Raw genomic sequence first — 14,059 nt, 5'->3', positions numbered from 1 at the left:
ACCTCATGTCATTACCACCGGGATTTTTGGACGAATTGCGCAGCCGGGCTTCGATCTCTCAGGTCGTTGGGCGCAAGGTCATGTGGGACAGTCGCAAATCCAATCAAGGCAAGGGCGATATGTGGGCACCTTGCCCGTTTCATCACGAGAAAACCGCAAGCTTTCATGTGGATGATCAAAAAGGATATTATTATTGCTTTGGCTGTCACGCCAAGGGGGATGCTTTGGGCTTTATAAAAGAGACTGAGAATGTCTCTTTTATGGAGGCCGTGGAGATTTTGGCCGGTGAGGTTGGTATGCCCATGCCCGAGCGCGACCCGCAGGCCCAGCAAAAAGCAGACCGCAGAACGCAATTGGCCGAGGTCATGGAACAGGCGCTGCAATTTTTTCGATTGCAGCTCAACACCTCCGCCGGGGCAGATGCGCGGGCCTATTTGAGCGGTCGCGCCTTGTCACAACAGGCATTGGATCGGTTTGAGATCGGCTATGCGCCCGACGCCTGGCAGGGGCTTTGGGATCATCTCACGGCGAAGACTGTCAGTGAAGAGCTCATCCTAGCGGCAGGGCTGGCCAAACCCTCCAATAAGGGCAAACGCCCCTATGACACATTTCGCAATCGCATTATTTTTCCAATTCGTGATCCGCAAAAGCGCTGCATTGGCTTTGGGGGCCGGGCAATGGATCCCAACGATCAGGCCAAATATCTCAATTCACCGGAGACCGAGCTTTTTGACAAGGGCCGATCGCTCTACAATCATGGCCCGGCGCGGGAGGCTTCCGGCAAGGGGCAAAGCTTGATTGTCGCTGAGGGTTATATGGATGTTATCGCCCTGGCAGAGGCAGGATTTGGCGCCTCCGTTGCGCCATTGGGCACAGCGATAACGCAGACGCAGCTGCAGCTGATGTGGCGTATCTCTGATGAGCCGATCATCGCTCTTGATGGCGATACGGCCGGCATTCGCGCCGCACAGCGCGTCATGGACTTGGCGCTGCCGCTGTTAGAGGCTGGGAAGTCTTTGCGCTTTGTGGTGATGCCTGATGGTCAGGACCCGGATGATTTGCTGCGTGCCGGCGGGCCGGGCGCCATGCAGGCGCTTTTGGATGCGGCGCGCCCGATGGTGGATCTGTTGTGGGAGCGTGCAACCTATGGCAAGAATTTCGACAGTCCGGAACGCAAGGCGGCATTAGACAAAACCCTCCGCGAGCAGCTCAAGCTGATCAAAGATCCCTCTATTCGCGGTCATTATGGCCAGGCGATCAAGGACAAGCGCTGGCAGTTGTTCCGTCCAAAGGCTGTGGCGAAATCGGCGCGCAGCTTCAATGCCCAGACCGGCTATAGGCCGATCACACCGCAGGCGAGCACGCGCAGCTCGGCCTTGGCCAATGGCTCTGAACCCAGTCATCTATTGCGTCATTCGGTCATTTTGGCCAGTTTGCTCAACTGCCCGCAAGCTCTGCCTGCGGTCGAGGGGGCGTTGGAGGATTTGCAGTTTGAAAAGCCACTGCACCGCGACCTCCAGCAATTTTTGCTGCAATTTTCCGGAGCGCCAGAGCTGCTCTGGTCGGAGGCGGAGCAATTTTTTGGACCGCCGCAACTTGAAAGTTTGATGCAGCTTCCCCATGTCCGCATTGCGCCCTCAGTGCGCAACAGCGCCGATGTATCTTTTGTGATAACATGTCTGCGGCAAGAATTTGCTCAGATTTTTGCTTTAGATGCGCATGGGCGCGAGGTGGCGGAGGCCGTTTTGGATGTCTCCGATGTTGATGATGAGGGGCTGACCTGGCGGATCAGTGAGTCGGCCAAACATTTGCAAGCGACAACCCAGGGCGCGCAGGAAGATAACACAGAATATAAGACCGCCAAAAATGGTCTGAAAGTAAAGTTAGAGGAACAAAATACATTGGATGATCTGCTGCAGCAGATTAATTATTCGAAACCGAACCGACCTTAAGCTCGGTGGGGGTGGGAACTGGGGGGCGAATCAGGCTAAATAGCGAAGCGAATCAGTTTCAAAACTGATTCGTTTTTACGTTTAGTGAGAGTCCCAAGGACAAGGAGCCACAGCGCATGGCCGCCAAGGATAACGACGACCGCAAGCAAGATGCCGACGCCAAAGAACCGATGATCGATATGAGCCAAACGGCTGTCAAAAAGATGATCGGTGATGCGCGAGAACGGGGCTATATCACTTATGATCAACTAAACACAGTTTTGCCGCCCGATCAGGTGTCGTCAGATCAAATCGAAGATGTCATGTCGATGCTCTCCGAAATGGGCATTCAGGTGACCGAAGAGCATGAATCTGAGGAAGATGAAGACAAAGGTCCCACCGATTTGGTGGCTTCCAATCAAAACCGCGATGTGGCGCTAGCTGGGGCCAATAACGAAAAACTAGACCGGACGGATGATCCGGTGCGTATGTATCTGCGTGAAATGGGCTCGGTGGAGCTCTTGAGCCGCGAGGGCGAGATTGCCATTGCCAAGCGGATTGAAGCGGGCCGCAATACAATGATTTTAGGGCTCTGCGAGAGCCCGTTGACATTTCAAGCGATCACCATCTGGCGCGACGAATTGCTGAGTGAAGATATTTTGCTGCGCGATGTGATTGATCTGGAAACCACCTTTGGTCACCACATGGGTGAAGAGGAAGAGACCCCTGTTGTAGCGGCGCCAGTGGACACGGAAAGCTCAGCCAGCACCGGCCCTGAGCTGGATGCGGATGGCAACCCCATCATTGCCGATGATGACGACGATGACGAAGGGGCCAATCTGTCGCTGGCCGCTATGGAAGCGGCTCTAAAGCCTAAAGTGTTGGAGACGCTGGACCTGATTGCCTCTGATTACATCCTTCTATCCGAGATGCAGGATGTGCGTATCTCGGCCACTTTGAACGAGGATGAGAGTTTCTCCGATGGGGCCGAGGCCAAATATCAAAAGCTCCGCTCTGAAATTGTTGAGCTGGTGAATGAATTGCACCTGCACAACAACCGGATTGAGGCGCTGATTGACCAGCTCTACGGCATTAATCGCCGGGTGATGTCGATTGACAGCTCCATGGTGAAACTCGCAGACCAAGCGCGGATCAACCGCCGTGAGTTCATCGATGCCTATCGTGGTCGCGAGCTGGATCCCAACTGGTTGACCGATATGGGCGAGAAAACGGGCCGGGGCTGGACCATGTTCATGGAGCGTAGTGTCGACAAAGTTGAAGAGCTCCGCGCAGAGATGGCGCAGGTTGGCCAATATGTTGGGCTCGATATCTCCGAATTCCGCCGCATTGTGCAACAGGTGCAAAAAGGTGAGAAAGAGGCCCGTCAGGCCAAGAAAGAAATGGTTGAGGCCAATCTGCGTTTGGTGATTTCCATTGCCAAAAAATACACAAATCGCGGGCTGCAGTTTTTGGATTTGATCCAAGAGGGCAATATTGGCCTCATGAAAGCGGTCGATAAGTTTGAATATCGCCGCGGCTATAAGTTCTCCACCTACGCCACATGGTGGATCCGCCAAGCGATCACCCGCTCTATTGCAGACCAGGCGCGCACCATCCGTATTCCTGTGCATATGATCGAAACGATCAACAAGCTGGTGCGTACCGGGCGCCAAATGCTGCATGAAATTGGCCGTGAACCCACGCCAGAGGAATTGGCAGCCAAGCTGCAAATGCCTTTGGAAAAAGTGCGCAAGGTCATGAAAATTGCCAAAGAGCCAATTTCCTTGGAGACGCCAATTGGCGATGAGGAAGATTCGCAGCTGGGTGATTTTATTGAGGATAAAAACGCTGTTTTGCCACTCGACAGCGCGATTCAAGAAAACTTGAAGGAAACCACAACTCGGGTCTTGGCCAGCTTGACGCCACGCGAAGAGCGGGTGCTGCGGATGCGCTTTGGCATCGGGATGAATACAGATCACACTTTGGAAGAAGTGGGACAACAATTCAGCGTGACCCGCGAACGTATTCGCCAGATTGAAGCCAAAGCCCTGCGCAAGCTCAAACACCCAAGCCGCAGTCGTAAATTGCGGAGCTTTCTCGATCAATAGGTCGGGTCAATATTTAAAACGCTACGAAAAAGGCCTCGCTCTGCGGGGCCTTTTTCATTCTGGCGGTGGTAATATGGGGCAGCCACCCCAAAATGCAGTGGGCTAAAATCTCCTCTACCCAAACCGTGGTGAAATGTTATAAGGATTGTGGAAGTTTAAGCGCTCGGCGCTACCGGAAAACTAAGAGGGGATGGCACATGCGTTGCCCGTTTTGTGGAAATGTTGACACTCAGGTAAAAGACTCGCGCCCAGCCGAGGATCATGTCGCCATTCGGCGGCGTCGGTTTTGCCCGGCCTGCGGCGGGCGGTTTACCACCTATGAGCGCGTGCAATTGCGTGATTTGGTGGTCATCAAATCAAATGGTCGCAGAGAAGATTTTGACCGGATCAAGCTTGAGCGCTCCATTCGTATTGCGCTGCAAAAACGCCCGGTTGAGCCCGAGCGGATGGATCAAATGATCTCTGGCATCGTGCGCCGGCTGGAAAGCATGGGGGATACAGATATCCCGTCCACATCCATCGGTGAGATTGTCATGGAATCTTTGGCGCGGATTGATACGGTCGCCTTTGTGCGCTTTGCCAGCGTCTATAAGAATTTCCAAGCTGCAGATGATTTTGACAAATTCGTCTCCGAGCTGCGGCCAAACCTGCCGCCTGAGGAGTGAGTGCCGCACGCGACGCGCGCTTTATGGCGTTGGCCCTGAGTTTGGGCCAGCGCGGTCAAGGGTGTGTTTGGCCCAATCCGGCAGTGGGATGCGTCATTGTCCAAGGCGCGCGCATTGTCGGTCGCGGCTGGACCCAGCCAGGCGGCAGACCTCATGCAGAAACCATGGCTTTGGCACAGGCCGGTGCCTTGTCGAAGCGGGCCACCGTCTTTGTCACCCTAGAGCCCTGTGCCCATCATGGCGCCACGCCGCCCTGTGCTGAGGCCTTGATTGCTGCAGGGATTGCGCGCTGCGTCGTGGCGATTTCGGACCCAGATCCCCGGGTCAGCGGCAAGGGAATTGCTAAGCTCCAAGCGGCGGGAATTGAGGTCAGCGCTGGCTGCCAAGCGCAAGAGGCTTTGCTGGCGCATCGCGGATTTTTTAGCCGGTTGCAGAATGGGCGACCGCGGGTGACGTTGAAATTGGCCACATCTTTGGATGGGCGCATTGCCACGGCCAGCGGCGAAAGCCAGTGGATCACCGGGGCTGAGGCGCGGCGCGATGTGCATGGTTTGCGTGCCTGTCATGACGCGGTATTGGTCGGTGGCGGCACGGCGCGCGCGGACAATCCGAGCCTCACCCTGCGCGGTTTGGGCCTCGATCGGCAGCCCGTCCGTATTGTGGCCTCACGTCATTTGGATTTTGATGCGCCAGCTTTGCAGGCCAGTCGCGATGTTGCGCCGCTCTGGCTGTGTCATGGGCCTCAGGCCCGTGCGCGCGGCGCTTGGCAAAATCAGTGCGACGCGCTCGTGCAGGTTCCACTCGCAGCTGACGGGCAGCTTGATTTGTCAGTGCTCATGCAGGCCTTGGGAGAAAAGGGGCTGACATCGGTGTTGTGTGAGGGCGGCGGGCAATTGGCTGCCTCATTGCTGCGGGCCGGATTGGTCGATGATGTGATCCTCTATACGGCCGGCTTGGCACTTGGGGCCGACGGGCTGGCCGGTTTGGGCGATCTGGCCCTGTCGCATTTGCATACGGCTCCGCGCTTTGAGCTCATCTCAGCGCGCAAAATTGGCTCAGATATCCGTCAAGATTGGCGCCGCCTGTCTTAGCGCATGTTGCGCCAAAGATGGGCTTGGCTGGCAAAAACGCCTTGAATTTTGGCCAATGGCCGCAAATAGCAAGCTTGCGGAAGATCTGCCGCCGCCGCCAGCCGTTCGATAACGACCTCAGGCGGGCAGGGCAATTTGCTCATCGGGTCGAAATATCTCGGATATTCAATCAGGCAGGCATGGATTAAGCCAAGAATGTCAGGCCGGGCTTGCCGTCGTGGCACCTCACGCCGGTCGTGGGTTAAACCCCAGCATGAATAAAAGGGCCGACCTAGGCAGGTTATGGCCTTGCCCCGGATCAATGCCTCAAACCCCAACAGAGATGTCATCGTCCAAACTTCATCCACCTGATTTATTAAGGAGATCGGGTCGCAATCCGCCGCTATAATATCGCAATAATGTGTCGCCTCTGACAGCGCGCCGGGCCGCAAACCCGCCTCGACATCAGGATGGGGCTTATAGATCACAATGGCATCAGGATTTTGTTCGCGCGTGCTGCGCAGCAGAGCCAGATTTGTGCAAATATCACGCGTTCCGAGGCGAATTGAGGCGTCATCTTCCACTTGCCCCGGCACCAATATTCGGCGGCCCGGTGGCAATGACAAGGCCGCTGATGGGCGTGGGTTATACTTTGAAATGCTGCCGGTGATGAGCCGATTTTGCAGCTCTGCCGCGCGCTGCCGCTCCTGCTCGGACAGATTCAGGCTGTTGGCAATCATTGTCTCTAGATCGCTTGGGCGGCTCGGATCAAAGTAAATGCCCGCGCGGTCCAGCACCAAGGAGAGCGGGGGCACCAATTGCGCTCCAATCCCTTTTGATCTCAAAAACCCATCTTCGAGGTGATGAACCCCATCTTGGTGCGGGCTGGCGCCCCAAGCCATAGCGGGGAGATGTGAGTCGGGTTTTGGTTGAAACCGAAGCGGGTGATGGCGGCCAAAAAACTTCTGCAATGGCTGGCGCTTCCACAGGCTAATACCCCGCGCTTCCCATCCGGCATGATCGTCGCGCCAGGCGCCGGTTTCTGCCTCCAGTTGATCCAAGACATGCTCCAAACTGCAAAGCGTATCTCGGCACGGGTCATACCACTTCGGGTATAGAATCATGGCCCCGGCAAATAGTTGCGCGGGTGTGAGAGAGCGGCCGCGCCGATGTATTGGCTGCATATCCTGGGTGAGCCCCCATCCAGCGTAGAACGGTTGTCCGAAGATCACCGGCCGGTGCCCCGCCCAGATGGCTTCAAATCCCATTTGTGAGGTGACCGTGTAGACGGCCCGGGCTGCGGCAAAGAGATCCTGGGGGGCAATCGCATGGGTCAGAAGTTCCATGTCGTCATCCAAAGCCTCCGCGCTGAAATGGCCCGCGCGGTATCCAAGCTGCGTTTCTGGATGGGTTTTAATGACGATATGGGCGGTGGGATGCTCCGCCCTTGCGGCTGCCAACATCTGTTGAAATGTTTGTGCGTTTGCAGCGCCCTTCTCAATCGATGCATCACCGCGTGTTTGATCAATCACCAAGACAAATCCCGGCTTGGGGCAGAGCGCGTCACGTGGCACACCGCTGTATTTTGTGAGCTTATGTTTGGCAATCCGTGCCATAGCCGCCGCGCTGCGCTCAAGAAGCGCGGGGCACTCCAGGGAATAGGTATTGAGGAGATCTTCCAAAGCGCTGGGGCGGCTGGCATCGAAGTGACATGCTTGCGGATCAATGAGCAAGCCCAAAGGGGCATGCCCGCTGCGGCCCGGCAGCACTGAGCGGAGAAATGCATCTTCGATGTGCAACAATTGTGCGCCCGTGACGGCTGCCACCCAAGCGCCGCGTTTGGCCGAAACGCCATTGCCCCAGGCTAAAATTTGATCAGAGGGACCTGGCCAGCCCAAGCGTGGTGCATGACCCGCAAGGTCGAGAATGCGGTTGATCCGCCTTTGTGTGAAGGCCCCCAAGGCAAAAGAAAAAGCCTGCCGCGCGATCGGCGCGGCAGGCTTTGGCTCCGGATCACGATGCGGAGCCAAATTACAGGTCTCTGAGGTCGCTGATCGTATTGGCAAAGCTTGTGGTTGTCGACAAACCGCCCATGATACCGCGGAGTGTTTTGTTCCACGTCGAAAGTGGCGCCTCTGTGATATACACGGTGTCCTGGTCGCGGATTGTAAAATCTCGGGCGAGGAACAGCGCGTCTGGTTCGGTCAAGTTCAACACATAGATGAGATGTTGCTCGCCTTTGATCTCGGCGTCACCAACCACGCGGCGGGCGATGGACTGATCCTCTTTCCGCAAGACAAAAACGCCCTTGGGGTCGGCCTGATATGCGCTTAGCCCGCCTGCACGTGACAGCGCCTCAAGCGCTGAAATTTCCCGCTGATCGAAAGCCACTTGAGATTGCCGCCCGGCGGCACCCATGATGACGAAGCTGCGTCGATCGGCTTCGATAAGGATCCGGTCGCCATCGCGCAGGGCAATATCCAGCTCCGGCCGATCGTAAAGGTCATCGAGCCAAACTTCGCTGCGCAGCTTTCCACGAATGACCGTCACACGCACCAGTTCGGGTTTGACATCCAGCCCCCCGGAGCTGGCCAGCATGGTCGATAGGGTGCGGGTTTGATGTAGGATTGGATAGATGCCTTGTCCGCCGACGGACCCAATGATGGATACGGTGGCCCCTGCTCCGGCGGAACGGCGTACTTCAACCTGTGGATCGGGCGTTTGGTCTTGCAATGCTTGCGTGACGATGTGGCGAATTTCCTCGGGCGTTTGTCCTGCGACCTTAATGCGCCCGGCATAGGGCACAAAAATATGACCGCTGCCATCCACTTGTAACTCGCTCAAGGTGGCCGCACTCGCCATACCCGAGGACAAAAGACCATCCTCGACATTTTCCCAAACTGTGAGGTTCAAAGTGTCACCTGGGCGGATCAACTCGGCGTTCAGCGGCTTGGTTTGCAAAAAGCTTTTGGTAAAGCCCGATGATGTAGGTACTTTTGTTTCATAAACCACCTCTGGCGTCACAGGAACAATGTGTGCTGTGGGGTTTTCGCCGCGTGTGCTTGCTGTCACCTCATATTTATTTGGGCCGGATCGGGGCAGGATGGTACAGGAGGACATCATCCCAAAACAGGCGGCAATTAAAATTATCTTATTGATTTTTATCATAATTATTCTCACTGCTATAGCCTCACGCGGCCAGTATTATTTTTATAAATTAGACTCATCGTTAAAATTAATAAAAAACTAGCAACCGGGTCATTTTGCGTCAATTGACCTCGCGATTGTTCTTATTTGTTCTGCCTGAAACTGATGCGGAATTGCCATATTCGAAGGAGTCGAAAGGATCGAGTTCTGATAAGAGCATATCGATCACTTGCCGCAGCAACTGTCGGCGCCCCCGCGTGGAATAAAACCCGCCATGGATCTGGGAGGTTTCCAGCAAGTAGCGCCGGTAGTCGAGGTAGGAGGCATTGTCGGGGTAGGGCGGTTTTGCAAAAAACGCTTCCAGCGGTAGATCTGAGACAAATTGCGGCTTGTCGTAAACCGCCTTGCCGAAGGCTTTAAGTGGCAGACCCCGCCAAAGTGCCTGTTGGCCGGCTGTGGAATTGACGGTCACAGCGCTGCGCGCGTGATCAAGCAGCTGCGCCAATTTTCCACCGGGCACGTAATCGACACGGTCTGCAATTTTATAACGCGCGGCCAAAGCCGAGATGTCGCGTGCCAGAGCGCGCCGGCCGCTTTCCAAGGGATGCGCTTTGAACACCAAGCGGTGATGACGCGGCGCACCGGCTGCGAAAGCCTTGACGACGTATTGTAGAAATTCTGGCATCGATGCGAAAGGTGAATGCATCAGAAACGCGCTGTCATGCTCCAGCTGCATTAAGACCAAGTGATAGGCTTGACCACTGTTCTTTATGCGGCGTGTCGTGATCTGGCGCTTTAAGATTTCAATTGGGTGGCAGAGCACCCGGCGCACATAGGTGCGAAACTCCTGCGCCACGGTATCTGCCCGGTGGCTTTTGAAGTTGGGATAGGCACGATTGTTTAGCAATATGTGCAAATGATAGACAAAGTTGTAGAACGCATGTTGCCGGATATCGCCCCAATGGGCCGGAGCTTCGGTGAGGTCGATTCTGGCTTTGCGCAGAACCTTTTGCATCTGCGCAACAGTCATCCCCATCAGACGGGAATTCCCATTTGCGCCGCCGCGCTCATAATTAACCCAATAGGGGCGCAAGTAACCTTCTTCAAAAACGTGCACCCGCAAGTCCAAGGCCCTGGCCAGCTTTATGGCCTCAGCATGCACGGGGCGCGTGTCGCCATACAACACGATGTCAGTGATGGATTTCTCCGCGATGATCTTGCGTAATGCGGCAGGCCAAGTCTCTAAGCTTTCGGTATGAGCGATGAAACGTGCCTTATTGTCCCAAAAAAATGCGTCACCGCCATTGAAACCGACCCGCCAAGCGGCAGCGCCTGTTTGTTCCAAAAGCTGCCCCAACTGGCGGAAGAATGGACCATGCGGGCCCTGTAACAGCAGGAAATTGCGCCCGAATCCATCTGCCATTTTGAAATACCCCGCTAAGTGCCGTTTGAAATGGGACGGCTTTTTTGAAAAAATATCTTCGGGTTGTTCTTAATTGCGAATTGTCGCAGTTTCAATTCCAACGGTGACCCTTGCCCCAAGCGGGGTCTGAGGGTAGGGACAGCGCAAAGGGGACCATCATGTTTACGGGTATCATTACTGATATTGGCACCATCCGATCTGTAACGCAGCGGGGGGATTTGCGGATTGAGATTGCCACGGGCTATGATGTGACCTCGGTGGATATGGGCGCTTCTATTGCCTGTGATGGCGTGTGCCTGACGGTGGTGGAAAAAACCTCTGACAGCTTCTGTGTCGATGTGTCCGCCGAGAGCGCGGGATTAACCACTATCGGTGACTGGAAAACCGGCCGGCCGGTCAACTTGGAGCGGGCCTTGAAAGTGGGCGATGAGCTGGGCGGGCATATCGTTTCGGGTCATGTGGATGGTGTGGCTGAGATTGTCGCTCTGCGCGATGAGGGAGACAGCACGCGGGTGACCCTGCGCGCGCCAGAGGCGCTGGCGAAATTCATTGCCCCCAAGGGATCAGTTGCATTGAACGGCACCTCGTTGACTGTGAATGAAGTGAATGGAACCGACTTCGGGATCAACTTTATTCCACATACGAAGGCTGTCACCACTTGGGGTTCTGCGGCAGTGGGCGACCGCGTGAACTTGGAAATTGATACTTTGGCGCGCTACGTTGCGCGCTTGCAAGATTGGAGTTAGGGCATGAGTGATCTGTTACCATTCGAAACACCGGGCGCCGTAGAACGCGATTTGGCTGAGGTGATCTCGCCCATTGAGCAGATTATTGATGATGCGCGCAACGGGCGGATGTTTGTTCTGGTGGATCACGAAGACCGTGAGAACGAAGGTGATTTGGTCATCCCCGCGCAGATGGCAACGCCAGAGGCGATCAACTTCATGGCCCGCTATGGGCGGGGTTTGATTTGCTTGGCCATGACCAGCGAACGAACCGATGCTTTGGGTCTGCAATTGATGTCGAGTTATAATTCCTCGCGCCATGAAACGGCTTTTACGATTTCAATCGAAGCGCGCGAGGGTGTGACCACTGGTATTTCCGCCCATGACCGCGCCCATACGGTTGCGGTTGCGATTGATGCTGGCAAAACTGCCGCAGATATCGCCACGCCCGGTCATGTGTTTCCCCTGCGTGCCCGTGATGGCGGCGTCTTGGTGCGCGCGGGCCATACGGAGGCGGCCGTTGATATCTCACGTTTGGCTGGATTGAACCCGTCTGGGGTGATTTGCGAGATTATGAACGAAGATGGCAGCATGGCGCGTTTGCCCGATCTCATTGGCTTTGCACAGCTGCACGGTCTTAAAATTGGCACCATCTCCGATTTAATTTCCTACCGGCGCCGTCATGATAACCTTGTTCGCGTGAAAGGCGAGGAGCTTATCCAATCCGAGTTCGGTGGTGAGTGGCAGATGCGGATTTTCAACGATGAAACCCAAGGGGCAGAGCATATTGCTCTGATTAAAGGGGATATTAGCAGCGACGCCCCCGTTTTGGTGCGGATGCACTCCCTAGATCCGATGTTGGACATGATTGGAACGGGTCCCGAGGGGCGGGCCTTCGAATTTTCGCAATCCATGAAAATCATCGCCGAAGAGGGGCGCGGCGTCCTGGTATTGTTGCGCGATCTGCATATGAAAATTAGCGCTTCAGATGATGGCAGCCCGCAAACTCTGCGGCAATATGGTGTAGGGGCGCAAATTCTGTCTTCTCTGGGGCTGTCGCAGCTCACACTTTTGACCAACTCACCGGAGCCCAAGATTGTTGGACTTGAGGCTTACGGCTTGGAAATTCTTGGCACACAAAAAATTTCGGGATCGAACTAATGGCCGCAGCAGAGCAGCATCACACGCTTGACCGCCCATCGTTTGACGCGCCAGTTAAATTGCTCATCGTGGTGGCACCATATTACAAAGATATTGCCGATCAAATGGTGGCCGGTGCTCAGGCCGAGATTGAAGCTGTGGATGGCCAGTGGGAGCTGGTCGAAGTGCCCGGCGCGCTTGAGGTGCCCACCGCCATTGCAATCGCACATCGGCGGGCAGAGTTTGACGGCTATGTCGCCTTGGGCTGCGTGATCCGAGGTGAAACAACCCATTATGAGACGGTTTGCAACGACAGCAGCCGCGCGCTGCAGCTTTTGGGCCTGCAGGGCGCCTGTATTGGCAACGGAATTTTGACGGTTGAAAACCGTAAACAAGCCGAAGTGCGCGCTGAGACCGCCGGCCAAAACAAAGGCGGCGGAGCCGCCGCCGCGGCCCTGCATTTGATCGCTTTGACACGCAAATGGGGGCAGCCCCAAGGAAAAATTGGATTTTTATCCACTGAGGAGACGGCAAAAGCATGAGCGGTTCTAATTTATCAGGCAATCAAAAGCGCCGTATGAAATCGGCCAGTCGCCTGTATGCGGTGCAGGCCTTGTTCCAGATGGAAGCTTCGAAATTGCCAATTGATGTGGTGTCAAAAGAGTTTGAAGAGCACCGAATGGGTGTTGAGCTTGATGGGGTGCAGCTCGCAGATGGCGATATTGCCCATTTCAATCAGGTGATTGCCGGAGCGGTGAACAATCAAGCTCGGATCGATCAGATGACGGATCGGGCCTTGGTTGCCAAATGGCCCATTGCCCGGCTGGACCCGACATTGCGGGCCCTGTTCCGCGCGGCGGGGGCGGAGTTTGTCGAGGGAGACACGCCGCCAAAAGTGGCGATTGTGGAATATGTTGACGTGGCCTTGGCCTTTTCCCCCGATGGCAAAGAGCGCGGGTTTGTGAATGCGGTTCTGGACCATATGGCCCGCGAGGCACGGCCGGAGGACTTTGCATGAGCGTCATGCCAACTCTCGATTGGGTGAACGATCCTGTGACCAAGCTGCGCGCGGGTTACGCGGCAGAGCGGGCCAGTATTTCGCATTTTTCTGCAGATACAGTCGACATTGACGAGGTTCCTTTTGCCAGCGGCACGGGCCTGTGTTTCACGCCGCAAGAGCTGCATGACGGCGCAGATATCCTCTATTTTCATGGGGGTGGCTGGATCGTTGGCAGCCCTTGGACGCATCAAACTCTGTGTTCATGGATGGCAAAACTGACCGGGCGGCGGGTCTTCGCGGCCCCATATGATTTGGCCCCTGAGCATAAATTTCCCGCGCAAGCGGATCAAGCAGCTGAAATCGCGGAGAAATTTGCGGCCGGGCGTGATCAGATCGTGCTGGCCGGTGACAGCGCCGGCGGAGCTATGGTGCTTTGGGCCGCAGGCGGAATGGCGTCGCGTTACAAAATACAAGGGCTTGTCAGCCTTTACGGGGCATTTGGCGGGCTTGAAGGCCCATCTCATGACGCATTTGGCGCGAATTCTGAAGGGCTGAATGATGCCGCGCTCCGGGTGATGTATGGGCATTTGGGCTGTGAAGATATGTTGGAATTTCGGGCCCGCTTGTCAAAGGCAGGCGCGCCCTTGCTCTTGGTGAAAGCTGAATGCGACCCGATTGCCGATGACAATGATTGGTTGGCTGCACATACCCAACACCCGATCACGCATTTATTGGCCAAAGATCAACCACATGCCTTTTTACAAGCCTGCGGCAATGACACATCTGCCGAGGCCGTTATGGGGCAAATCGGGGATTGGATCCGAGGCTTGGTGAAGGTCTAAGCGTCTTA

General features: G+C 55.5%; 12 protein-coding genes. 9 read left to right on the top strand and 3 right to left on the bottom strand.

What is annotated here, in order from left to right:
* The first annotated feature begins 5 nt into the window (after window positions 1–5).
* The 4 genes from dnaG to ribD all read left to right on the top strand — a co-directional run bounded on the left by dnaG (window position 6) and on the right by ribD (window position 5,795).
* Window positions 6–1,952 (top strand): DNA primase, encoded by a 1,947-nt coding sequence (gene dnaG, locus RCA23_RS11045; RefSeq protein ID WP_044050367.1) that lies wholly within the window; start codon window positions 6–8, stop codon window positions 1,950–1,952.
* Between the two features lie 116 nt (window positions 1,953–2,068).
* The gene (rpoD, locus tag RCA23_RS11040; RefSeq protein WP_044050366.1) at window positions 2,069–4,039 is read left to right on the top strand and encodes an RNA polymerase sigma factor RpoD; all 1,971 of its coding nucleotides are present in this window, start codon (window positions 2,069–2,071) and stop codon (window positions 4,037–4,039) included.
* Between the two features lie 197 nt (window positions 4,040–4,236).
* Window positions 4,237–4,704: a transcriptional regulator NrdR gene (nrdR, locus tag RCA23_RS11035; protein ID WP_044050365.1), complete on the top strand. Its 468-nt coding sequence runs from the start codon at window positions 4,237–4,239 to the stop codon at window positions 4,702–4,704.
* 23 nt (window positions 4,705–4,727) lie between these two features.
* Complete coding sequence (gene ribD / locus RCA23_RS11030; protein WP_044051507.1) at window positions 4,728–5,795, top strand: bifunctional diaminohydroxyphosphoribosylaminopyrimidine deaminase/5-amino-6-(5-phosphoribosylamino)uracil reductase RibD; 1,068 nt, start codon at window positions 4,728–4,730, stop codon at window positions 5,793–5,795.
* On the opposite strand, the gene RCA23_RS11025 is transcribed toward ribD, so the two are convergent.
* The 3 genes from RCA23_RS11025 to RCA23_RS11015 all read right to left on the bottom strand — a co-directional run bounded on the left by RCA23_RS11025 (window position 5,792) and on the right by RCA23_RS11015 (window position 10,344).
* Complete coding sequence (locus tag RCA23_RS11025; RefSeq protein WP_044050364.1) at window positions 5,792–7,804, bottom strand: capsule polysaccharide biogenesis protein; 2,013 nt, start codon at window positions 7,802–7,804, stop codon at window positions 5,792–5,794. The genes ribD and RCA23_RS11025 overlap by 4 nt on opposite strands.
* A gap of 1 nt (window position 7,805) precedes the next feature.
* The gene (locus RCA23_RS11020; RefSeq protein WP_169701397.1) at window positions 7,806–8,942 is read right to left on the bottom strand and encodes a polysaccharide biosynthesis/export family protein; all 1,137 of its coding nucleotides are present in this window, start codon (window positions 8,940–8,942) and stop codon (window positions 7,806–7,808) included.
* Window positions 8,943–9,042: 100 nt separating this feature from the next.
* A complete protein-coding gene (locus RCA23_RS11015) occupies window positions 9,043–10,344 on the bottom strand; it encodes a capsule polysaccharide biogenesis protein (RefSeq protein ID WP_052377142.1) in 1,302 nt (433 codons plus the stop codon).
* A 158-nt stretch (window positions 10,345–10,502) separates the two neighbouring features.
* On the opposite strand from RCA23_RS11015, the gene RCA23_RS11010 reads away from it, so the two are divergent.
* The 5 genes from RCA23_RS11010 to RCA23_RS16035 are packed head-to-tail and all read left to right on the top strand — an operon-like array spanning window position 10,503 to window position 14,051.
* Entirely contained in the window at window positions 10,503–11,090 is a 588-nt protein-coding gene (locus RCA23_RS11010) for a riboflavin synthase (RefSeq protein ID WP_044050363.1), read from the top strand.
* 3 nt (window positions 11,091–11,093) lie between these two features.
* Entirely contained in the window at window positions 11,094–12,230 is a 1,137-nt protein-coding gene (gene ribB, locus RCA23_RS11005) for a 3,4-dihydroxy-2-butanone-4-phosphate synthase (protein ID WP_044050362.1), read from the top strand.
* On the top strand, window positions 12,230–12,751 hold the full coding sequence (locus RCA23_RS11000; RefSeq protein ID WP_044050361.1) for a 6,7-dimethyl-8-ribityllumazine synthase: 522 nt from the start codon (window positions 12,230–12,232) through the stop codon (window positions 12,749–12,751). Before ribB ends, RCA23_RS11000 begins: the two co-directional genes overlap by 1 nt.
* Window positions 12,748–13,227: a transcription antitermination factor NusB gene (nusB, locus tag RCA23_RS10995; RefSeq protein ID WP_044050360.1), complete on the top strand. Its 480-nt coding sequence runs from the start codon at window positions 12,748–12,750 to the stop codon at window positions 13,225–13,227. The genes RCA23_RS11000 and nusB overlap by 4 nt, the downstream gene beginning before the upstream one ends.
* Window positions 13,224–14,051, top strand: a complete 828-nt coding sequence (locus RCA23_RS16035) for an alpha/beta hydrolase (RefSeq protein ID WP_052377141.1) — start codon at window positions 13,224–13,226, stop codon at window positions 14,049–14,051. The genes nusB and RCA23_RS16035 overlap by 4 nt, the downstream gene beginning before the upstream one ends.
* Window positions 14,052–14,059 lie beyond the last annotated feature (8 nt).

Source organism: Planktomarina temperata RCA23, from assembly GCF_000738435.1.
In the GTDB taxonomy this organism is placed as follows: Bacteria; Pseudomonadota; Alphaproteobacteria; order Rhodobacterales; family Rhodobacteraceae; genus Planktomarina; species Planktomarina temperata.
The sequence above is the reverse complement of the archived record's forward strand: the minus strand, read 5'-3'. Positions and strand labels throughout refer to the sequence as shown.